Genomic DNA, 20863 nt, shown 5'->3' on the forward strand with positions numbered 1-20863 from the left:
GCTCCCACATGGGAAGGTAGGTGTTCTTGAGAACTCTGATCAAAAAATAGCCAAGCCTCTGCACGCTACAGGCGACATAGCCTGTAGGCCGTTTCGCTCAGGTTATCCACAGGCCGCTCCACAGGCATTGTGGGTAAAGCCCAGGTTTCAATGACAACCTGATGACGTCCAGACCCTTTGTGCGCTGTGGTGCAGGATCCCGTGGCGGCGGGCCAGGGCCTGGCGGTCCTTGCTGTAGCCTCCGCCGATCACGCCGACCACCGGGATGTCGCGTCCCAGGCAATGGCGCATGACGCTCTCGTCCCGGGCGGCGAGGCCTTCGTCCGTCAGCTTCAGATAACCGAGGGCGTCGTCCTTGTGCACGTCGACGCCGGCGTCATACAGCACCAGGTCCGGCTGGTAGAGCGGCAGCAGGTAGTTGAGCGCATCGTCCACCACGTTCAAGTAAGCGGCGTCGCCCATGCCCATCGGCAGCGGGATGTCCCAGTCGCTTTGCGCTTTGCGTGCGGGAAAATTCTTTTCGCAGTGCAAGGAAACTGTCACGGCGTCCGGGGTGTCATGGAGTATTCGGGCGGTACCGTCGCCCTGATGCACATCGCAATCGAAAATCAGCACTCGCGAGACCCGACCGCTGGCCAGGAAATAGCGGCTGATCACCGCCAGGTCGTTGAAAATGCAGAACCCGGCCGGGTGGTCGTAGTGGGCGTGATGGGTGCCGCCGGCCAAGTGGCAGGCCAGTCCGTGTTCGAGGGCTTGTTCGGTGGCCAGGAGCGAACCGCCCACGGCGCGTACCGTTCGGCGGGCCAGGGCCTCGCTCCAGGGCAGACCCAGTCGCCGTTGGTCTTCGCGGGACAACTCGCCGCCCATGTAGCGTTCGATATACCCACGGTCGTGGGCCAGGGCGAGAATGTCCGGCGGGCACAGCGATGGGCGCAACAGGTCCGCGTCGCGGGTCAGGCCGCTGTCCACCAGGTGATCGCGCAGCAGGCGAAACTTGTCCATGGGGAAACGATGTTCCGCCGGGAATTCGGGGCTGTAGTCTTCGTGATAGATCAGCGGTAGCGGCATGGTGTTTTCAGTAGTGATTGAGTGACGGATCCTACCAGCGATGTAGACTCTGGGGCATGGAAAGGGAGTGAAGATGGAGCCGATACTGGAACTGGAAAGCGCACGGTTGCTCTTGCGGCAGTGGCGCGATGATGACTTGCCGGAATTTGCCGCCATGTGCGCCGATCCGCAGGTGATGCGGTATTTCCCGGCGCGCCTGAGCCGCCTGGAAAGCGCCGCCCTGATCGGTCGCGTGCGTGGGCATTTCGCCGAGCATGGTTTTGGTTTGTGGGCGCTGGAACGCAAGGACACCGGGGCCTTCATTGGCTTTACCGGGCTCGGTGTGGTCGGGTTCGACGCGCCGTTCACGCCGGCCATCGAGATCGGCTGGCGCCTGGCCCGGGAGCACTGGGGCCTGGGGTATGCCAGCGAAGCGGCGTGGACCGCGCTGCGTTGTGCCTTCGACCAGTTGACGCTGGACGAAGTGGTGGCGTTCACCGCCGTCGATAACCTGCCCTCGCAAAAGGTCATGCAGGCCATTGGCATGCAGCATGACCCGGCGGACGACTTCGAGCACCCGACACTCGCCGTCGGTCATCCTTTGCGTCACCATGTGCTCTATCGCATCAATCGTGAGCAGTGGTTGCAGACCCTGCACGGTTAGCCGACACGGACGTTTATACTGCCCGCCAAAATGGCCCGGGCCAACAATCGATCCACCGCCGTGGCGTAGCCTGCGCGGTATTGCGCTGTGTGAGGAAAGTCTGAATGAGCCACGTGTTGGAAGATCTGGTCGACCTGCTGACCCTGGAACCGATCGAAGAGAACCTGTTTCGCGGTCGCAGCCAGGATTTGGGGTTTCGCCAGTTGTTCGGCGGCCAGGTATTGGGCCAGTCGTTGTCGGCGGCCAGCCAGACCGTGGAAGAGGCGCGCCATGTGCATTCGATGCACGGTTATTTCCTGCGTCCGGGCGATGCCGCGCTGCCGGTGGTCTACCAGGTGGACCGGGTGCGTGACGGCGGCAGTTTCAGCACCCGCCGGGTGACGGCGATCCAGAAGGGCAACCCGATTTTCACCTGCAGTGCGTCGTTCCAGTACGACGAACAGGGTTTTGAGCACCAGAGCACCATGCCGCAGGTTGTCGGCCCGGAAAACCTGCCGTCCGAACTGGAGCTGACCCAGCAGCGCGCGCACCTGCTGCCCGAGCACATGCGTGAAAAACTGCTGTGCCCCAAGCCGATCGAGGTGCGCCCGGTCACTGAAAAAGACCCTTACAACCCGCAGCCGGCCGACCCGGTGAAATACGTGTGGTTCCGTGCCGATGGCGCCTTGGCGGATTCGCCGGCCTTGCACAAATACCTGCTGGCCTATGCGTCGGACTTCGGTCTATTGACCACCTCGATGTTGCCCCACGGTAAATCGGTCTGGCAGAAAGACATGCAGGTCGCCAGCCTCGACCACGCCTTGTGGTTCCATGCCGACCTGCGCGCCGATGACTGGTTGCTCTACGCCATGGACAGCCCGTGGGCCGGCAATTCCCGTGGTTTTTCCCGTGGCAGCGTGTTCAACCGCGCCGGGCAACTGGTGGCCTCGGTCACCCAGGAAGGCCTGATTCGTCACCGCAAGGACTGGGCATGAGCCTGTCCGAGGTTCGGCACTGGGTGTTCGACATGGACGGCACGCTGACGATCGCCGTGCATGACTTCGCGGCGATCCGCGTGGCCCTGGCGATTCCGGCCGAAGATGACATCCTCACTCATCTGGCAGGGTTGCCCGCTGAGGAAGCGGCGGCCAAGCATGCCTGGTTGCTGGAACACGAACGGGACCTGGCGCTGGGCTCCAAGCCTGCGCCTGGCGCGGTCGAATTGGTGCGAGAGCTGACCGGTCGCGGCTATCGCCTGGGGATCCTGACCCGCAACGCCCGCGAACTGGCCCACGTGACCCTGGAGGCCATTGGCCTGGCGGACTGTTTCGCCGTGGAGGATGTGCTGGGCCGCGACGAGGCCCCGCCCAAGCCACATCCCGGTGGCCTGTTGAGACTGGCCGAGGCCTGGAACGTGGCACCCGACACGATGGTGATGGTGGGTGACTATCGCTTCGACCTGGACTGCGGGCGCGCGGCAGGGGCGCGGACGGTGTTGGTGAACCTGCCGGACAATCCATGGCCGGAGCTGACGGATTGGCATGCGCGCGATTGTGTCGAGTTGCGGCGGATGCTTTCTGCTTGAGATTTTGTATTGACTGGCTAATCGCTTTCGCGAGCAAGCCCGCTCCCACAGGGGGCTCTGTCGAACACAAAATAGGTGTTCGCCACAAATCCACTGTGGGAGCGGGCTTGCTCGCGAAGGGGCCCTCCCAGTCGACACAAGGCTTACCGCCCAAACAATACCTTTAACCCCTCCGGCGAATTGAACATCCCACTCCCATTGTGCCCGACCCCCGGCACTTCGATCAGCCGCTGGTTCAATCCCTCGGGATGACGCCGGGTCAGGTAGTCGAAAAAGAAATGCCCGCGCAGTAACCGATACGGCCCTTGGGTTTGCGCTTCACAACCCTTGTCCAGCGCCGGATGCTCCGGGTCGGTATCCTGCTGCCCGAGCAGATAAACGATGTCGCGCTTGACGTAGTTCTCCTCCAGCCGGGCAGGCGTTTGTCCGGTGGCGTAGGCGGGCAGGTCCTGCAGGCCGTATTTCCAGCGGTTGAAGCCAGGACAACTGGCCGGGTCGAACGCCATGGGCCGTTGCGCATCGAAGTAGGCATAGGACGATGGGTTGGCGATGACAAACCGCGGGTTGATCCGGTATTGGCCGTGGGCGAGCAGGGCATAGCGCTGCACGACTTGGGCGCCGCCGGAATGGCCAGCGATGACGATCTCCTTCACCTCGGGAAACTGCTGCCGATCACTGACCCGCGCGACGATGTCGTCGAGAACCTGGAAAGAACTGACCGGATTGGGCCCCGTGGACAAGCCACCGGCCATCCAGTCATTGCCCCGCCAGCGCAGCAGCTCATTGGGCAATGTGTGGCGAGCCACGTCCTGCTCGTTGAGAAATTGTGGGGCGATGATCAGCGTCGTGCCCTGTTGCCCGGCCTGCTCGGCCGCTTTTTCGGCGCTGTGCAGGTAGGTTTCGGCATTGCGCAGCCGACCATGAAGGATGATCAGCACGCGCTGGATAGACGCCGGGGGCGGGCTGACGGCGACGGCCAGGGCGCCGCCCTTGAATTGCAGGCGCCCTTGGGCGACCACGTTGACGCCGTGTTCCTCGCCCTGGGCAACGGTGCAGCACAGCACCAGCCCGATCAACGCCCCCCACTTCATCTACAGGTTTTTCGCCGCGAACGTGTCGCACTGGCTGACCTGGCCCTGGGCGAAGCCGGTCTTGAACCAGCGCACCCGCTGCGCCGAAGTGCCGTGGGTGAAGGAGTCCGGCACGACGCGGCCCTGGCCTTGTTGCTGCAAGCGGTCATCACCGATGGCGTTGGCGGCGGTCAAGGCTTCCTCGATGTCCCCCGGCTCCAGCCAGTTCAGGCGTTTTTGCGCATGGTTGGCCCAGACCCCGGCCAGGCAGTCGGCCTGCAATTCCTGGCGTACCAACAAGCCGCCGTCGCCCTCCATCTGCCGGCCTTGCTGGCGGGCTTCCTGGATTTTCGCCGACACGCCGAGCAGCGTTTGCACATGGTGACCGACTTCGTGGGCGATGACGTAGGCTTGGGCGAAGTCTCCGGCGGCGGCGAAGCGTTGGGACATTTCCTTGAAGAAACTCATGTCCAGGTAGACCTGCCGGTCCGCCGGGCAATAGAACGGACCGGTCGCCGAGGAGGCCAGGCCGCAGGCCGAGTTGACTCGACCGCTGAACAACACCAGTTTGGGTTGCTGGTACTGGCGTCCGGCCTGCTGGAAGACCTGGCCCCAGGTGTCTTCGGTATCGCCGAGGATCGAGCGCACGAACTCGGCCTGTTCATCGTTGGCCGGTGGCGCTTGGCGGGTTTGTGAAGTGGCGGGCGCGGACTGGTCCATCTGCCCGGCCAGTTGCCCGAGAATCTGCATCGGGTCCTGGCCGGTGATCCAGCCGATGCCGACGATCAGGATAATGGCCGTCAGGCTCAATCCCTTGCCGCCGCCGAAACGCATTCCGCCACCGCCCCCACCGTCACCACGGGCGTCCACCACGTTGTCACTGCGGCGACCTTTTTTCCATAACATGTGGAAAATCCTCTGAATGACCCTGCTAAAAATGACTGCTGTGGCGATGAGTCTAGCTTTTAGGCGCCCAAGGTGCGCGCTGCGCTTGAGCTGTCAGGCAACGGAGGCGGGTTTTGGTTCAGCGGTGAGCCAATCCTGCCTGGCTGCGCAATTTTCATTACACTTCGAATTCAGAACTTATCGGTATGCTCGCTGGCCCAACAACTGCATCGTGCGTCACGGCCCTTACATCAAGCAACGCAGGTTTCCCTCATGACCGTCAGCACACCGCTCTCCGGCGTCAATCAGGCTTTCAAGGGCATCGTGCTTATTCTGGTCGCAACGTTCCTGTTCTCCAGTCATGACGCGTTGTCCAAATATCTGTCGGGTTTTTATCCGATCATCATGGTGGTCTGGGCGCGTTACGTGGTGCACACCTTGTTGATGGCGGGGATCTTCCTGCCGCGTTCGGGGTTGCGGGTTTTGCGTACCAAGCGCCCGTTGTGGCAGTTGGCCCGGGCGTTGTGCCTGCTGGGCACCAGTTTGTTTTTCACCACTGCGTTGATGTTCATCCCACTGGCGGAGGCGACGGCGGTCAACTTCCTTGCGCCCGTGCTGGTGACCGCGTTGTCGGTACCGTTGCTGGGGGAACACGTGACACGCGGTCAATGGATCGCGGTGATCTTCGGTTTTATCGGGGTGTTGATCATCGTCCATCCCGGCGGCGATCTGTTCACCCCGGCGGTGTTGTTGCCATTCTGTTCGGCGCTGTTTTTCTGTTTCTACCAACTGCTCACGCGCAAGCTCAGCGAGATCGACAGCCCGACCACCAGCAACTTCTTCGCCGGCCTGTGCAACACATTGGTGATGAGCGCACTGGTGCCGTTCTTCTGGCAAGTGCCGAGTCTGATGCACGGGGTGATGATGTTGGCGCTGGGGGCCTGCGGGATGACCGCGCACCTGATGCTGACCCAGGCCTTCCGCTTTGCCGCCCCGGCGCTGCTCGCGCCGTTCGGGTATTGCCAGATCGTGTTTGCCGGGCTGCTGGGCTGGTTATTGTTCAACCATACGCCGACGCTGACCACTGTGGTGGGCATCGCGCTGATCTGCTTGAGTGGGTTGGCGGCGGCGTGGCAACAGCGGCGGGCTTAACACCGATTGTGAAGGGATCAATTGTGGGAGCAAGGCTTGCCCGCGATGAGGGCACCTCGGTTCACTTAGGACCGCATCGTCTTCATCGCGGGCAAGCCTTGCTCCCACATTGGGATAAATAATCCCGGGCTGACTGCAATCAGTTTTCCAGGGTCGGCACCTTGCGCGGCGCCATGAAGTACAGCCAGGTCAGGGCAATGAAGTACATCGCCGGGATCAGGGTGAACAACACGGTGTAGTTGTTGTTGGTGATCGTGAGGATGTGGCCCACCAACTGGGTCATGAACATCCCGCCGATGGCCGCGCACATGCCGCCGAAGCCGAACACCGTGCTCATCATGTGCTTGGGCGTGTAGTCCATCACCAGGCTCCAGATGTTGGCGGTCCAGGCCTGGTGCGCGCCGATGGCCAGGGAAATGGCGAACACCGCCATCCACAGGTTGCTGGCGCCGGCGGCCATGATCACGCCGATGATGCAGCAGGCGAACAGCAGCATGGACACCAGCCGCGCCTTGATCGGATTGAGGCCGCGGCCGATCAGGAACGACGACAGGATCCCACCGCCCACGCTGCCGAAGTCGGCGGTGAGGTAGATGATGATCAGCGGGATGCCCATTTGGGTCACGTTGATGCCCAGGTTGTATTGCTGGTTCAGGAACGGCGGCAACCAATAGAGGTAGAACCAGAACACCGGCGCGGTGATCGAGTAGGCCAGGGCGAACGCCCAGGTGCCGCGCATGCGCAGGATACGTGAGAACGGTACGCGAACCTGGTCCGGTTCGTCCTGGGCCTGGATGTAGTCCAGTTCCGACTGTTTGACGGTGGGGTGGTCTTCGGGGTTGAAGTATTTCAAGCCCCAGAACAGCAGCCAGATCCCGCCCAGGGCGGCCATGCACAGGAACGCGGCCTGCCACCCCCACACGTGCAGCACCAGCGGCAGCAGCATCGGGGTGAACATCGCGCCGACGTTGGTCCCGGCGTTGAAAATACCTGTGGCCACGGCCCGTTCGCCCGCTGGGAACCACAGCCGGGTGGTCTTCACGCAGGCCGGGTAGTTGGCAGCTTCGGTGAGGCCGAGGATGAAGCGGCAGACCATGAAGCCCACCGCCGACGTGGCCAGGCCATGGGCGCCGGTCGCCAGGCTCCAGAGCAGCACGGCGCAGAAGAACACGCGCTTGACGCCGATCCGGTCGATCAGCCGCCCCTGCAACACGAAGCCGATGGCATAACCGACCTGGAACCAGAAGTTGATGTTGGCGTAATCCATCGCCGTCCAGCTCATTTCCTTGGCCAGGATCGGCTGCATGACGCCCAGGGCGGCGCGGTCGATGTAGTTCAGGGTGGTGGCGAAAAACACCAGGGCGAGCATGCCCCAACGGGTCTTGCCCACGGCCATGGCGCCGCGGATCTTGTCAGCGACGCTGCCGGTGGAGGCACCCAGGCCTGGGGCCAGGCGGGAACTTTGGGAAGGAATCATAGCGTGTACCCGTTTTTGAAATTCTTATGGTCGGTCTGGGTCTGTCCAGCGAAGTCGGCAGGGCCGGCGTCAATGTGGGAGCGATGGTGCGCAGTGAGCAAAAAATCGTCAATTCGGCAATCGGCATTTTGTTCGATAATCGCCCAAAAAACTAACTGAATGGTACATATTAAATTGCTGAAAGAAACCGGCAGCTCAATAATCGGCTGACTCTTTTAAGAGCATTTTCAAAAGCGGCGCACCTTTTGTCGCCGATGCCTGTCCCGGGAGCCGACGTCATGCAGCGTTCCATTGCCACCGTATCCTTGAGCGGTACCTTGCCGGAAAAACTCGAAGCCATTGCCGCCGCCGGTTTTGACGGGGTGGAAATCTTCGAGAACGACCTTCTCTATTACGATGGCAGCCCGCGGGAAATCAGGCAGATGTGCGTCGACCTGGGCATCGCCATCACCTTATTCCAACCGTTTCGTGACTTCGAAGGCTGCCGTCGTGATCGTCTGGCGCGCAACCTGGAGCGGGCCGAGCGCAAGTTCGACTTGATGCAGGAACTGGGCACCGACCTGGTGCTGGTGTGCAGCAATGCCTCGGCCGACAGCGTCGGCGACGAGCAGATCCTGATCGATGACCTGCGCCTGTTGGCCGAACGGGCCGGTGCGCGGGGCTTGCGTATCGGTTACGAAGCGCTGGCCTGGGGCCGCCACGTCAATACGTATCAACAGGTCTGGAACATCGTGCGCCAGGCCGATCACCCCAGCCTTGGGGTGTTGCTCGACAGCTTCCATACCTTGTCCCTCAAGGGCGACCCGAGTGCGATTGCCGAGATCCCCGGCGAGAAGATCTTCTTCGTGCAAATGGCCGACGCGCCGATCCTGGCCATGGACGTTTTGGAGTGGAGCCGGCATTTCCGTTGTTTCCCGGGACAGGGCGAGTTCGACTTGCCGGGGTTCCTGGCGCCGATCATCAAGAGTGGTTATACCGGGCCGCTGTCGCTGGAGATCTTCAACGACGGCTTCCGCGCCGCGCCGCCACGGGCCAATGCCGCCGACGGCCTGCGCTCGCTGCTGTACCTGGAAGAAAAGACCCGCCAGCGCCTGGCCGAAGACGCGAGCGCCGTTGGCAAGGCCGATATCCTGTTCGCCACGCCGCCGGCCAGCGAATACGACGGCATCGAGTTCCTCGAGTTTGCCGTGGACGATAGCCTCGGCGCCAAGCTCTCCCATTGGCTGGAGCGCCTGGGGTTCGTCAAGGCCGGCCAGCACCGTTCGAAGAATGTCAGCCTGCTGCGCCAGGGTGATATCAACCTGATCCTCAACAGCGAACCGTACTCCTTCGCCCACAGCTTTTTCGAAGCCCATGGGCCTTCGTTGTGCGCCACCGCCGTGCGCGTGAAAAACAGTGCCAGCGCCTTGGAGCGGGCGGTTGCCTACAAGGGCCAGCCTTATCGCGGGCTGGTGGGGCCCAATGAGCTGGAGCTGGCGGCGGTGCGCGCACCGGATGGTAGCCTGATCTACCTGGTGGACCAGGAAGCCGACGTCTATGGCACCGATTTCAACCTGCAGCCGGGTGCGGTGATCGGGGCCGGGCTCAAGCGCATCGACCACATGGCGATGGCGCTGCCGGCCGACAGCCTCGACAGTTGGGTGCTGTTCTACAAGAGCCTGCTGGATTTCGAGGCCGACGACGAAGTGGTCTTGCCCGACCCCTATGGCCTGGTAAAAAGCCGTGCCCTGCGCAGCCGCTGCAGTTCGATCCGCTTGCCGCTGAACATTTCCGAGAACCGCAACACCGCGATCTCACACGCGCTGTCGAGTTATCGCGGCTCCGGCGTGCATCACATCGCCTTCGATTGCGACGACATCTTCGCCCAGGTCAGTCGTGCCAAAGAGGCGGGCGTACCGTTGCTGGACATTCCGCTCAACTATTACGACGACCTGGCGGCGCGTTTCGATTTCGACGACGAGTTCCTCAGCGAACTGGCCTATTTCAACGTGCTGTACGACCGCGATGCCCAGGGTGGCGAGCTGTTCCACGTCTACACCGAGCCGTTCGAGGGGCGGTTTTTCTTTGAAATTATCCAGCGCAAGAACGGTTACGCCGGTTATGGCGCCGCCAACGTCGCGGTGCGCCTGGCGGCCATGGCCAAGTCCCGCAGCGGTGGTTTGCGGCACGCCAAGTTGTAGGGAAATCGTAAACGCTGCGGTAAAGGGCAACGCCGTGGCTTCCTTCACTGCACGGTGCGGCCCATAATCGCCAGCCTGTGCAGTGATGGCCGTGAGCCCCGCAATGACTATGAATCCAGAGCTTTCCGCAGCGCTCGACGAACCCGTCGCCACGCCGCGCAAGAGTCGCAAGAACAACCCGGAAAAGACCCGGGAAAACATTCTTCAGGAAGCCATCGTCGAGTTCGTCCAGCAAGGCCTGGCCGGCGCCCGGGTTGATGCCATTGCCGAGCGCATCCACACCTCCAAGCGCATGATCTACTACTACTTCGGCAGCAAGGAGCAGTTGTACGTCGAGGTGCTGGAAAAACTCTACGGCGATATCCGCACCACCGAGAGCCGCTTGCATCTGGCGGAACTGGCCCCGGTCGACGCGATCCGGCGCCTGGTGGAATTCACCTTCGACCACCACGATCGCAACGTGGATTTCGTGCGCATCGTCTGCATCGAGAATATCCACAACGCCGAATACGTGAAGCAGTCAGGCACGATCAAGGCGATGACCAACACCATCCTCGATTCCCTGGGCGTGATCTTGCGGCGGGGCGCCGAAGAGGGCGTGTTCCGTGCCGGCCTCGAGCCGCTGGATGTGCATCTGCTGATCAGCTCGTTCTGTTTCTACCGGGTATCCAATCGCCAGACGTTCGGTGAGATCTTTCAGATCGATTTGTCGGACGAAGCGGTCAAGCAGCGGCATCGGCAGATGGTGTGTGAGTCGGTGTTGAGATACTTGCAGGCCTGACACCGAACCTGATGTGTGTGCGGGCTTATGTGGGAGCGAGCTTATGTGGGAGCGAGCTTGCTCGCGATAGCGGTGGATCAGTCGGTATTGAAGTGACTGACACGCCGCCATCGCGAGCAAGCTCGCTCCCACAAGTCATTCCCACAAGGGATTGTCACCCGGTTTTAGTGATTCATGCTTTGAAAATGCGCCAGCATCCGCTGCGCATCCGGCGCCACGCCGCTGAACAGCTCGAAGGCCTTCACCGCCTGGAACACCGCCATGTTGCCGCCATCCAGCGTGCGGCAGCCGAGGGCACGGGCGTTGCGCAGCAGTTCGGTTTCCAGCGGGAAGTAAACGATTTCCGCAACCCACAACTCGCCCCGCAACAATTCGACCGGCACCGGCATGCCTGGCAGTTTCGCCATGCCCATGGGCGTCGTGTTCACCAGGCCATCGGCTTCGGCCATGGCGCTGGTCAAGTCATGCCCGGCCCGGGCGCGGCCGGCGCCGAAGTGTTGGTTCAGGTTATTTGCCAGGGCCTCGGCACGGCTGACCTCGACATCAAAGATACTCAGCGTCTGTACGCCTTCTGCCAGCAGCGCGTGGGCCACGGCCGCGCCAGCGCCACCGGCGCCCATCTGAACCACGCGTCGACGGGAAACATCACCCAGGCCGCGACGGAAACCTTCGGCGAACCCCAGGCAGTCGGTGTTGTGGCCGATGCGTTTGCCATTCTTCCACACCACGGTATTCACTGCGCCAATGCCTCGGGCCTCGGGTGAAAGCTCATCGAGCAACGGGATGATCGCCTGCTTGCAGGGGAAGGTAATGTTCAGGCCGGTGAAGTTCATGCGCTCGGCGGCGCTCAGTAAATCGGGCAGGGCGCCGCTGTCGAGTTGCAAGGCATCGAGGTCGATCAGCCGATAGAGGTAACGCATGCCCTGGGCATCGCCTTCGCGTTCATGGAGGGCTGGTGTGCGAGAGGCCTGGATGCCCGCGCCGATCAGGCCGGCGAGCACAGTGATATTCGACATGCTCATCAACCCTTCAACCGCTGACTGAAATGTTCCAGGGCCAGGCGATAACCATGGCTGCCAAACCCGCACATCACGCCGATAGCGACGGATGAGACGAAGGAGTGATGGCGGAAGGTCTCGCGGGAGTGGACGTTGGACAGGTGAACTTCGATGACCGGCACTTCGCTGGCCACCAGCGCATCGCGGATCGCCACGGATGTATGAGTCCAGGCCGCCGGGTTGATGACGATACCGGCACACCGGCCACGGGCACCGTGAATCCAGTCGAGCAATTCGCCTTCCTGGTTGGTCTGGCGAAATTCCACGCCCAGGCCGAATTCTTCAGCGGCGCGGCCGCACAGCGACGAGATGTCAGCCAGGGTTTCGTGGCCGTAGGTTGCCGGCTCGCGGGTGCCGAGCAGGTTCAGGTTCGGGCCGTTGAGCACCAGAACGATCGGAGGCATCGCAATTTCTCCACATTTTTATTGTTGGTGTCGGCGGGGTTTCAGCCGGTCGAGATAAATTGTACTAGATGGTTAATTTGGTCAAATAAAGCAGCGGTCATCGGGCAATAAGTGTTCGATGATCGAACATGACCATTGTTGGGAAGTGAGGGAGGGCAATTGTGGCGAGGGATTTTATCTGTGGGAGCAAGGCTTGACCGCGATACAGGCGACTCAATTTCTACCTGTATCGCGGGCAAGCCTTGCTCCCACAGAGCTTTGCCCAGTCCAGCCCAGAGGGGAGATCGCCCCAGCGTTTAACGCCGCGTCAACAACACCCCGGACTCCATGTGATGGGTCCAAGGAAATTGATCGAACAACGCGCAGCGCGTGATGCGGTGGGTGTCGTTCAGTTGCGCAATGTTCGCGGCGAGGGTGTCAGGGTTGCAGGAGATGTACAGGATGTTGTCGAAACGTCGGGTCAGCTCGCAGGTGTCCGGGTCCATGCCGGCGCGAGGCGGGTCGACAAAGACGCTACCGAATTCATAGCTTTTCAGGTCGATGCCCTGCAGGCGGCGGAACGGCCGGACTTCGTTCAAGGCTTCGGTCAGTTCTTCGGCGGACAGGCGCACCAGCGTGACGTTATCCACAGCATTCTCGCTGAGGTTGCTCAACGCAGCGTTCACCGAGGTCTTGCTGATCTCGGTGGCCAGGACTTTGCGCACGCGGGTGGCCAGGGGCAGGGTGAAGTTGCCGTTGCCGCAGTACAACTCCAACAGATCGTCGCTGCGCTCACCCAGCGCGTCATAAGCCCAGTTGAGCATATTCTGGTTCACCGTGCCGTTGGGCTGGGTGAAGGCGCCTTCGGGCTGGCGATAGCTGAAGGTACGACCGCCGACGTCGAGTTTCTCCACCACGTAGTCATGGCCGATCACTTCCCGCTTGCCCTTGGAGCGACCGATGATGCTCACGCCCAGGTCGGCCGCCAGTTTCGAGGCAGCGACGTGCCAGTGCTCGTCCAACGGGCGGTGATAGCACAGAGTGATCATCGCATCGCCGGCCAGGGTGGTCAGGAACTCCACCTGGAACAGCTTATGGCTCAGGGGCGCACTGGCTTGCCAGGCGGCCTTGAGTTGCGGCATCAACTGGTTGATGCGCAGGCTGGCAATGGGAAAATCCTCGATGAGGATCGGTGTGCGCTTGTCGTCCTGGGAGAACATTGCGTAGTGCCGTTCGCCAGCCTCGCGCCAGAGACGGAATTCGGCTCGCAGGCGAAAGTTTTTCAGGGGCGAATCGAACACCGCAGGTTCCGGTGCATCGAAGGGCGCCAGCAGGTCACGCAAGCGAGTAACCTTGTCCTGCAACTGGGCGGCGTAGGCCTGGGAATCAAAAGTCATGCGTTGAACCAACCCAACTTGATCACGAACAGGATCGACAGAATGACCAGCGCCGAGTTCAGCTCACGGCCACGGCCAGACACCAGTTTGATGGCGGTCCAGGCGATGAAACCGAAAGCGATGCCGTTGGCGATGGAATAAGTGAATGGCATCGCCAGGGCAGTGATCACCACCGGGGCGGCGACGGTGATGTCATCCCAGTCGATTTCCGCCAGGCCCGAAGTCATCAGCACGGCGACGAACAACAAGGCCGGCGCAGTGGCGAAGGCCGGAACGCTGGCAGCCAGTGGCGAGAAGAACAGCGCCAGCAGGAACAGGATCGCCACCACGATGGCGGTCAGGCCTGTACGGCCGCCAGCACTGACGCCCGCCGCCGACTCGATGTAGCTGGTGGTGGTGGAGGTGCCCAGCAGCGAACCGGCCATGGCCGCGGTGCTGTCGGCGATCAGCGCACGGCCCATTTTCGGCATGTGGCCGTCCTTGCCCATCAGCCCGGCGCGCTTGGCGACGCCGATCAGGGTGCCGGAGTTGTCGAACAGGTCGACGAACAGGAACGCGAAGATCACGCTCACCAGGCCAATGTCCAGGGCGCCCTTGATGTCCAGTTGCAGGAAGGTCGGGGCCAGGGACGGCGGCGCGGAGATGACGCCGCCGAACGGGGTGAAGCCCATCAGGATCGAGACGAGGGTGACCGCCAGGATGCCGATCAGCACGGCGCCACGCACTTTCAGTGCTTCGAGGGCGACGATCAGGACAAAGCCGAGGGTCGCGAGGATCGGCGCCGGTTGTTTCAAGTCGCCGAGGCCGACCATGGTCGCCGGGTTTTTCACCACGATGCCGGCATTGTTCAGGGCGATCAGCGCCAGGAACAGGCCGATACCGGCGGCAATGGCCGAGCGCAGCGGCAGCGGGATGCTGTTGATGATCCATTCGCGGATGCGAAAGATCGACAGCAGGAAGAACAGCACGGCGGAGATGAACACCGCGCCCAGCGCCACTTGCCAGGTGTGACCCATGTGCAGGACCACGGTGTAGGTGAAGAAGGCATTCAGGCCCATCCCCGGGGCGAGGGCGATCGGGTAGTTGGCGATCAGGCCCATGACCGTGGAACCAATGGCCGCCGCCAGGCAGGTGGCGACGAACACCGCGCCTTTGTCCATGCCGGTTTCGCCGAGGATGCTCGGGTTGACGAACAGAATGTAGGCCATGGCCAGGAAGGTCGTGACGCCCGCCAGGATCTCGGTCCGCACGTTGGTGTTGTGTGCCTTGAGTTGAAACAGCCTTTCCAGCATGTCTGCTCCCCGTGGCGCGCCCGGCGCCGTGAATGTATCGACCTCAACAGCAAAGCACAGGTCGCCAGCGGCGCCCGGGAATTTTCTGCGGGTCGGAAAAAGCCGCGCATCATACCAGCAGCGTAGCGTTGTGGCTGCGATCGTCGTCGATGTTTTGCCAACGCGCCAAGTGGGCCATACTGCGCGCGGTTCCGGGAGGTCTCTATGGTTCACATGAATAAAAAACTGCTGGCGGCCATGGGCTGCGCGCTGGGCCTGTGGCTGCCCGGGCAGGCCGCCACTGCCGCGTCGGCGCCGCCCTTGAGTGAAGTCAAGGTGCTCAAGGTCGAGTCGCCGGCCTGTGGCTTCGAGGACATCGCCCAAGGGCAGGCGCAGACGCGTTGCGACCACGGCCCGACGATCAAGGTCTATGTGCTGGAGGTCGGCTATGGCCACCAGCCCCATGTCACCCTGGACGGCTTTGAAGTCGACGGCACCCGCTCGCCAGTGTGTGCGTACAGCAATGGCAATCTCAATGACTGCTCGGTGCGGACCAAAGTCGTCGGCTATTTGTACATCTTCGATCTGAAGGGCAAGCAAGAGGGCACCTTCAGCTTCAGCAACCAGTCGATCAACGCACCGGGCAACCGGATGTCGGCCGAGCTGTACATCAAATAGTCCGCCTCCCCGCGTAGGAACTGCATAAACGCTGTGTAGGAGCTGTCGAGCGCAGCGAGGCTGCGATCTTTCCTCTGACGCTTGAATCTCAAGCGCATATCAAAAGATCGCAGCCTTCGGCAGCTCCTACACTACAAGCATCATCCAGCGGAGAGCGCCCATGATTCCTGGAACCAAGATCCCCCGAGCCCTGATAGCCGTCGCCGAGGGTGTCGACGACTTGCAGACGGTCACCGTGATCGACGTGCTGCGTCGAGCGCAGATCGAAACCGTGGTGGCGAGCATTGAAGGGAGGCGCATGCTCACCTGCGCCCGCGGCACCCGCCTGACGGCCGATGGCATGCTGGTGGACGTGCTCGTGCAGGATTTCGACCTGGTCGTCCTGCCGGGCGGCATCATCGGCGCCCAGCACCTGGCCGCCCACCAGCCGCTGCAACAATTGCTCAAGGACCAGGCCGCCGCCGGACGTTTCTTCGCCGCCATCGCCGAAGCCCCGGCCCTGGCGCTGCAGGCGTGCGGCCTTCTGCGCCAGCGGCGCATGACCTGCTTGCCGGCAGTGAGCCAGCAACTGTCCGGTTGCAGCTTCGTCGATCAACCCGTGGTGGTGGATGGCAACTGCATCACCGCCCAAGGCTCGGCCGCCGCCCTGGCGTTCGCCTTGATGCTGGTGGAACAGCTCAGCGGCAAGGGCGTGAGGAACGTGGTGGCGGCGGAGTTGCTGGCCTGACAGACGTCAAGCGTGCTGTGGGAAGGGTTCGATCACAGGCTGTTCACGCCGTTCGGCCTGCCACAAATCGTAGTCAGTCTGGACACCCAGCCAGACCCTGGCCTTGCCGATCCCGGCCCGTTCCAGGCGCACGGCCAGATCGGGGCTGATGGGCGCATGACCATGCAAGACCCGGGAGAGATGAGGCCGGGCGAAGCCCAGGTGTCGCGCCAGTTCGGTGACCGTGATGCCCAGCGCGGGCAACACGTCCAGCCGCAAGGTTTCGCCAGGGTGTGGCGGATTGTGCATGGGCATGTTCCAGCCTCCTGATCAGTGGTAGTCCAGATAATCGACCAGTTCGATATCGGACCCGATGAAACGAAAAATAACCCGCCAGTTTCCCGAAACCCCCAGCGACCAGTATCCATCCAGCTCACCCTTGAGCGGATGCAATCGCCATCCGGGAATATCCAAGTCGTTGGCGACCTGCGCCCTGTCCATGAACTGGAGCATACGGGCCAGGCGTTTTCCGTGGTCCGCCCGGCTACGACGGGTCGACCCCGTCTCATAAAAGAGTCTGAGGCCTTTGTGCTGGAAGGATTTAATCATGGAATAGAGTGTAAGGCGATACATTACACTCGATGCGGTACATATATACCGCACAGGCCAGTTGAATCCATGCTTCTTGCGTTTTAGCCGCATCGCAATTGCCTTGAACGCTTCACCCCACCCTGAAGTCGTACCCCTTATGACGGCGGTTTCCCAAAACGCCGCGAGTACGACCAACCGTGAGGTGTTCCATGAGCGCGACCCTGTCCGAAGCGACGCCGGCGGCCTTCGTCCGTCATCCGATCCGTCTGACCCTCAATGGCCAAGTGCGCGAGTTGCAAGTGCTGGCCTGGACCACCTTGCTGGACCTGCTGCGTGAGCAGCTGGACCTGGTGGGCAGCAAGAAAGGCTGCGACCACGGCCAGTGCGGCGCCTGTACGGTGCTGCGCGATGGCAAGCGGATCAATGCCTGCCTGACCCTGGCGGTGATGTGCGACGGCGCCGAGTTGACCACCATCGAAGGCCTGGCCGGCGATGAGGCACTGCATCCCATGCAGCAGGCGTTCATCACCCATGACGCGTTCCAGTGCGGTTATTGCACGCCGGGGCAGATCTGTTCGGCGGTGGGGCTGGCCAACGAGGGCAGGGCGCAGAGCCGCGCACAGATCAGTGAACTGATGAGCGGCAACCTTTGTCGGTGCGGCGCCTACAACAACATTCGCGATGCCATCGAGCAGGCGCTGCCCCTGTGCCGCCAACCCCAGGCGCAGGGAGGTGACCAGTGAACCCTTTCCAATACAGCAAGCCGGACACGGTGCAGGCGGCCGTCGATCTGTCGAGCCCGGTTTCGCGCTTCATCGCCGGCGGCACCAACCTGCTGGACCTGATGAAGGAGAATCTTACCCGTCCCGAGCACCTGATCGACATTACCGGGTTGCCCCTGGCGGATCTCAGCGAAACCCCGTCCGGCGGGGTGATGATCGGCGCATTGGTGAGCAATGCCGACCTGGCCTGGCACCCGTGGATCGAGCGTCGTTATCCGCTGCTGGCCCAGGCCATCCTGGCCGGCGCCTCGCCACAATTGCGCAACATGGCCAGCACCGGCGGCAATCTGTTGCAACGTACCCGCTGCTATTACTTCTATGACGCGAGCGTGCCGTGCAACAAACGCCGGCCCGGTAGCGGTTGCCCGGCCCGGAACGGTTTGAACCGGATCCACGCGATTTTCGGCGCCAGCGATCAATGTGTCGCCACCCATCCTTCCGACATGTGCGTGGCCTTGGCGGCCCTGGAAGCGGTGGTCCATGTCCTGGGTCGGGGCGGGGCGCGGACCATCGAGTTCGCCGACTTCCATCGCCTGCCCGGCGATGCTCCGGAGCGCGATAACCAACTGGCCGACGATGAGCTGATCACCGCCATCGAATTGCCTGCCGCCGGTTTTGCCGAGCATAGCCACTACCTGAAGATCCGTGACCGCGCCTCCTACGCCTTTGCGCTGGTCTCGGTGGCGGCGGCGCTGGAATTGGACGGGCCGGTGATTCGCCAGGCGCGCTTGGCCCTGGGGGGCGTAGCGCATAAACCCTGGCGTGACCGGGCGGTGGAGAGCTGGCTGATCGGGCAGACCGTCAGCCGCGAAACCTTCACCGCCGCCGCCGACGCGCTGTTGCAAAACGCCGAGCCGCTGGAACACAACGGCTTCAAGGTCAGACTGGCGCGCCGGGCGATTGTCCGCGCCTTGAGTGATGCCGCGCTGGGTTGCGCACCGCAGGGAGGACACACCTGATGAACGCTTCGAGCAAATCCATAGGGCAGCCACTGGACCGGGTCGATGGCCTGCTCAAGGTGACGGGTCAGGCCCGTTACGCCGCTGAATACCCCGAAGACGGCTTGCTGCACGGCAGCGTCGTCTCCGGCACTGTTGCCCGTGGCCGCGTGCTGCGCATCGATGCGTCCCGAGCCCTGGCGCTGCCCGGTGTGGTCGCGGTCATCGACCACACCAACCGGCCGAGGATCGCCAGCTACGACGAGCCGTATCAGGATGCCGATGCGGCGGACGGCTCGCCGTTCCGGCCGTTGTTCAACGACCAGGTGCTCTACAGCGGCCAGCCATTGGCCCTGGTGGTGGCGGAAAACCTTGAGCTGGCCCGGTACGCCGGTTCGCTGGTTGAAATCGAATACGAGGCCCAGGAGCATCAGACCGATCTGATCGTCCTGCAAAACGACGCCCACCCGGCACCTGCTGAACTGCCCAAGCCCCGTGGGAATTTTCAGGGCGAGTACGCCAGCGCCGCGCTCAGCGTGGACGTGTCCTACAGCACGCCGATCGAACACCACAACCCGATGGAGCCACACGCCTCCACCGTGCTGTATCAGCCTGACGGCAGCCTACACATCCACGACAAGACCCAAGGCACGCAGAACTGCCAATCCTATGTGCAGAAGGTCTTCGGCCTCGAGAAAGAACAGGTGCGGGTGTTTGCCGCGTTTGTCGGCGGCGCCTTCGGTTCCGGGCTGCGCCCGCAGTATCAATTGCCGTTGGCCGTGATGGCGGCCATGGCCCTCAAGCGCTCGGTGCGGGTCAGCCTGACGCGCCAGCAGATGTTCACCTTTGGTTATCGGCCGCGCACCCTCCAGCGCGTGCAACTGGGGGCGGCGGCCAACGGTCGCTTGCTGGCCGTGGCGCACACCGCTATCGGCCAGACCTCGCGCTTCGAGGACTTCACCGAACACGTGGTGGAGTGGAGCGGCATGCTCTATCACTGCGACAACGTTGAGTTGACCTACAAGCTGGTGCCGCTGGACGTCTACACGCCCCTGGACATGCGCGCCCCTGGTGCCGCCCTCGGGTTGATTGGCTTGGAGTGCGCCATGGATGAATTGGCCTGCGCCCTGGCGATCGATCCGATCCAACTGCGCTTGATCAACTACGCCGAACGCAACGAGAACGAAGGCAAGCCGTATTCCAGCAAGGAACTGCGTGAGTGCTACGCCCAAGGCGCCCGTCGTTTCGGCTGGGACAAGCGCAACCCGGAACCGCGCAGCATGCGTGAAGGCCGGCAACTGGTCGGCTGGGGCATGGCCGGTGGCGTGTGGGAGGCCATGCAGCAGAAGGCCAGTGCCAAAGCCTCCCTGGATACCCATGGCAAGCTGACCGTCAGCAGCGCCACCACGGACATCGGCACCGGCACCTACACGGTCATGACCCAGATCGCCGCCGAGGCTTCAGGCGTTTCCCTTGAGAACGTCGCGTTTATCCTGGGGGATTCGTCGTTGCCAACCGCGCCGTTGCAGGGTGGTTCGTTCACCGTCTCGTCGGTGGGCACGGCCGTGCAGCAGGCCTGTGAAGCACTGAAGGAAAAGCTCCTGGCCGTGGCTCGCCAGGCCTGCCCGGCCTTCAGTGGCGCGACCCTTGAGCAAGTGACGTTTGTCGATGGCCAACTGCGGCTGGGCGAAGCGAGCGTCGCGTTAGCGGAGCTGGCGCAAAAAAGTGGCGAGACACCGTTGCAGGCCCAGGTCACCGCCGAGCCGGATGCAAAACGCCAGGCTTACGCCACGGCCACTCACTCGGCGGTGTTTGTCGAGGTATGGGTGGACGAGGACTTGGGGACGGTGAAGGTCAACCGACTGGTCAGCGCCATCGCCGCCGGCCGGGTCGTCAACCCGAAAACCGCCCGCAGCCAGATTCTCGGCGGCGTGGTGTGGGGCGTCGGCATGGCCCTGCACGAAGAAACCCTGACCGATCACGCCCTGGGGCGCCACATGAATCACAACCTGGCGGAGTATCACCTGCCGGTCAATGCCGACATCGGAGACATCGAGGTGATTTTCGTCGAAGAACAGGACGCGATCGTCAATGCACTCGGGTCCAAGGGCGTGGGTGAGATCGGCGTCGTCGGGGTGGCAGCAGCGGTGGCCAATGCGATTTATCACGCCACCGGCAAGCGGGTGCGGGACTTCCCCATCACCCTCGACAAGTTAATCTAGTGGCCTGTGTGGCTAAT

Annotated in this window: 21 protein-coding genes; 11 read left to right on the forward strand and 10 right to left on the reverse strand. The window is 62.5% G+C overall.

Annotated features, from left to right (window positions below):
* Positions 1-147 precede the first annotated feature (147 nt).
* Positions 148-1068, reverse strand: a complete 921-nt coding sequence (locus tag AB4N80_RS09370) for a histone deacetylase family protein (RefSeq protein WP_460081698.1) — start codon at positions 1066-1068, stop codon at positions 148-150.
* Positions 1069-1141: 73 nt separating this feature from the next.
* On the opposite strand from AB4N80_RS09370, the gene AB4N80_RS09375 reads away from it, so the two are divergent.
* The 3 genes from AB4N80_RS09375 to AB4N80_RS09385 all read left to right on the forward strand — a co-directional run bounded on the left by AB4N80_RS09375 (position 1142) and on the right by AB4N80_RS09385 (position 3275).
* Positions 1142-1711 carry a GNAT family N-acetyltransferase gene (locus tag AB4N80_RS09375; RefSeq protein WP_018604974.1) on the forward strand — a complete coding sequence of 190 codons (570 nt, stop codon included), beginning with the start codon at positions 1142-1144 and terminating at the stop codon, positions 1709-1711.
* 104 nt (positions 1712-1815) lie between these two features.
* On the forward strand, positions 1816-2685 hold the full coding sequence (gene tesB, locus AB4N80_RS09380; protein ID WP_024780306.1) for an acyl-CoA thioesterase II: 870 nt from the start codon (positions 1816-1818) through the stop codon (positions 2683-2685).
* The gene (locus AB4N80_RS09385) at positions 2682-3275 is read left to right on the forward strand and encodes an HAD family hydrolase (RefSeq protein ID WP_460081703.1); all 594 of its coding nucleotides are present in this window, start codon (positions 2682-2684) and stop codon (positions 3273-3275) included. Before tesB ends, AB4N80_RS09385 begins: the two co-directional genes overlap by 4 nt.
* 143 nt (positions 3276-3418) lie before the next feature.
* Here AB4N80_RS09385 and AB4N80_RS09390 read toward each other — a convergent pair whose 3' ends face one another.
* Together AB4N80_RS09390 and ypfJ are read right to left on the reverse strand one after the other, a co-directional pair.
* Entirely contained in the window at positions 3419-4366 is a 948-nt protein-coding gene (locus AB4N80_RS09390) for an alpha/beta fold hydrolase (RefSeq protein ID WP_460081706.1), read from the reverse strand.
* Positions 4367-5251, reverse strand: a complete 885-nt coding sequence (ypfJ, locus tag AB4N80_RS09395; RefSeq protein WP_122565086.1) for a KPN_02809 family neutral zinc metallopeptidase — start codon at positions 5249-5251, stop codon at positions 4367-4369. It abuts the gene before it with no gap.
* A gap of 252 nt (positions 5252-5503) precedes the next feature.
* Between ypfJ and AB4N80_RS09400 the strand changes: the two genes are divergently transcribed.
* Positions 5504-6382 (forward strand): DMT family transporter, encoded by an 879-nt coding sequence (locus AB4N80_RS09400; protein ID WP_305468589.1) that lies wholly within the window; start codon positions 5504-5506, stop codon positions 6380-6382.
* A 139-nt stretch (positions 6383-6521) separates the two neighbouring features.
* Here AB4N80_RS09400 and AB4N80_RS09405 read toward each other — a convergent pair whose 3' ends face one another.
* Entirely contained in the window at positions 6522-7859 is a 1338-nt protein-coding gene (locus AB4N80_RS09405) for an MFS transporter (protein WP_305468588.1), read from the reverse strand.
* A 278-nt stretch (positions 7860-8137) separates the two neighbouring features.
* On the opposite strand from AB4N80_RS09405, the gene quiC reads away from it, so the two are divergent.
* Together quiC and AB4N80_RS09415 are read left to right on the forward strand one after the other, a co-directional pair.
* Entirely contained in the window at positions 8138-10039 is a 1902-nt protein-coding gene (quiC, locus tag AB4N80_RS09410) for a 3-dehydroshikimate dehydratase QuiC (RefSeq protein WP_122565089.1), read from the forward strand.
* Positions 10040-10142: 103 nt separating this feature from the next.
* On the forward strand, positions 10143-10820 hold the full coding sequence (locus tag AB4N80_RS09415) for a TetR/AcrR family transcriptional regulator (RefSeq protein WP_122565090.1): 678 nt from the start codon (positions 10143-10145) through the stop codon (positions 10818-10820).
* Positions 10821-10984: 164 nt separating this feature from the next.
* Here AB4N80_RS09415 and AB4N80_RS09420 read toward each other — a convergent pair whose 3' ends face one another.
* The 4 genes from AB4N80_RS09420 to AB4N80_RS09435 all read right to left on the reverse strand — a co-directional run bounded on the left by AB4N80_RS09420 (position 10985) and on the right by AB4N80_RS09435 (position 14950).
* Positions 10985-11836, reverse strand: a complete 852-nt coding sequence (locus AB4N80_RS09420) for a shikimate dehydrogenase (protein WP_436278777.1) — start codon at positions 11834-11836, stop codon at positions 10985-10987.
* A gap of 5 nt (positions 11837-11841) precedes the next feature.
* Positions 11842-12282: a type II 3-dehydroquinate dehydratase gene (gene aroQ, locus AB4N80_RS09425; RefSeq protein ID WP_122565092.1), complete on the reverse strand. Its 441-nt coding sequence runs from the start codon at positions 12280-12282 to the stop codon at positions 11842-11844.
* Positions 12283-12578: 296 nt separating this feature from the next.
* On the reverse strand, positions 12579-13658 hold the full coding sequence (gene trmA, locus AB4N80_RS09430; protein ID WP_460081715.1) for a tRNA (uridine(54)-C5)-methyltransferase TrmA: 1080 nt from the start codon (positions 13656-13658) through the stop codon (positions 12579-12581).
* The gene (locus tag AB4N80_RS09435) at positions 13655-14950 is read right to left on the reverse strand and encodes an NCS2 family permease (RefSeq protein WP_122565094.1); all 1296 of its coding nucleotides are present in this window, start codon (positions 14948-14950) and stop codon (positions 13655-13657) included. Before AB4N80_RS09435 ends, trmA begins: the two co-directional genes overlap by 4 nt.
* A gap of 204 nt (positions 14951-15154) precedes the next feature.
* Between AB4N80_RS09435 and AB4N80_RS09440 the strand changes: the two genes are divergently transcribed.
* Together AB4N80_RS09440 and AB4N80_RS09445 are read left to right on the forward strand one after the other, a co-directional pair.
* Positions 15155-15607: a DUF4879 domain-containing protein gene (locus AB4N80_RS09440; protein ID WP_305468584.1), complete on the forward strand. Its 453-nt coding sequence runs from the start codon at positions 15155-15157 to the stop codon at positions 15605-15607.
* Between the two features lie 160 nt (positions 15608-15767).
* Positions 15768-16334, forward strand: coding sequence for a DJ-1 family glyoxalase III (locus AB4N80_RS09445; protein WP_460081720.1), 567 nt, complete (start codon positions 15768-15770; stop codon positions 16332-16334).
* Between the two features lie 6 nt (positions 16335-16340).
* Here the strand turns inward: AB4N80_RS09445 and AB4N80_RS09450 are convergent, their stop codons facing one another.
* Together AB4N80_RS09450 and AB4N80_RS09455 are read right to left on the reverse strand one after the other, a co-directional pair.
* Positions 16341-16628 (reverse strand): HigA family addiction module antitoxin, encoded by a 288-nt coding sequence (locus tag AB4N80_RS09450; RefSeq protein ID WP_122565097.1) that lies wholly within the window; start codon positions 16626-16628, stop codon positions 16341-16343.
* 15 nt (positions 16629-16643) lie between these two features.
* A complete protein-coding gene (locus AB4N80_RS09455; RefSeq protein WP_122565114.1) occupies positions 16644-16922 on the reverse strand; it encodes a type II toxin-antitoxin system RelE/ParE family toxin in 279 nt (92 codons plus the stop codon).
* Between the two features lie 191 nt (positions 16923-17113).
* Here AB4N80_RS09455 and AB4N80_RS09460 point away from each other — a divergent pair, with 191 nt between their 5' ends.
* The 3 genes from AB4N80_RS09460 to AB4N80_RS09470 are packed head-to-tail and all read left to right on the forward strand — an operon-like array spanning position 17114 to position 20846.
* On the forward strand, positions 17114-17647 hold the full coding sequence (locus tag AB4N80_RS09460; RefSeq protein WP_122565098.1) for a (2Fe-2S)-binding protein: 534 nt from the start codon (positions 17114-17116) through the stop codon (positions 17645-17647).
* Positions 17644-18645: an FAD binding domain-containing protein gene (locus AB4N80_RS09465; protein ID WP_305481937.1), complete on the forward strand. Its 1002-nt coding sequence runs from the start codon at positions 17644-17646 to the stop codon at positions 18643-18645. The genes AB4N80_RS09460 and AB4N80_RS09465 overlap by 4 nt, the downstream gene beginning before the upstream one ends.
* Positions 18645-20846: a xanthine dehydrogenase family protein molybdopterin-binding subunit gene (locus AB4N80_RS09470; protein ID WP_354339238.1), complete on the forward strand. Its 2202-nt coding sequence runs from the start codon at positions 18645-18647 to the stop codon at positions 20844-20846. The genes AB4N80_RS09465 and AB4N80_RS09470 overlap by 1 nt, the downstream gene beginning before the upstream one ends.
* Positions 20847-20863: the final 17 nt, after the last annotated feature.

The organism is Pseudomonas sp. H3_A02 (assembly GCF_054671965.1).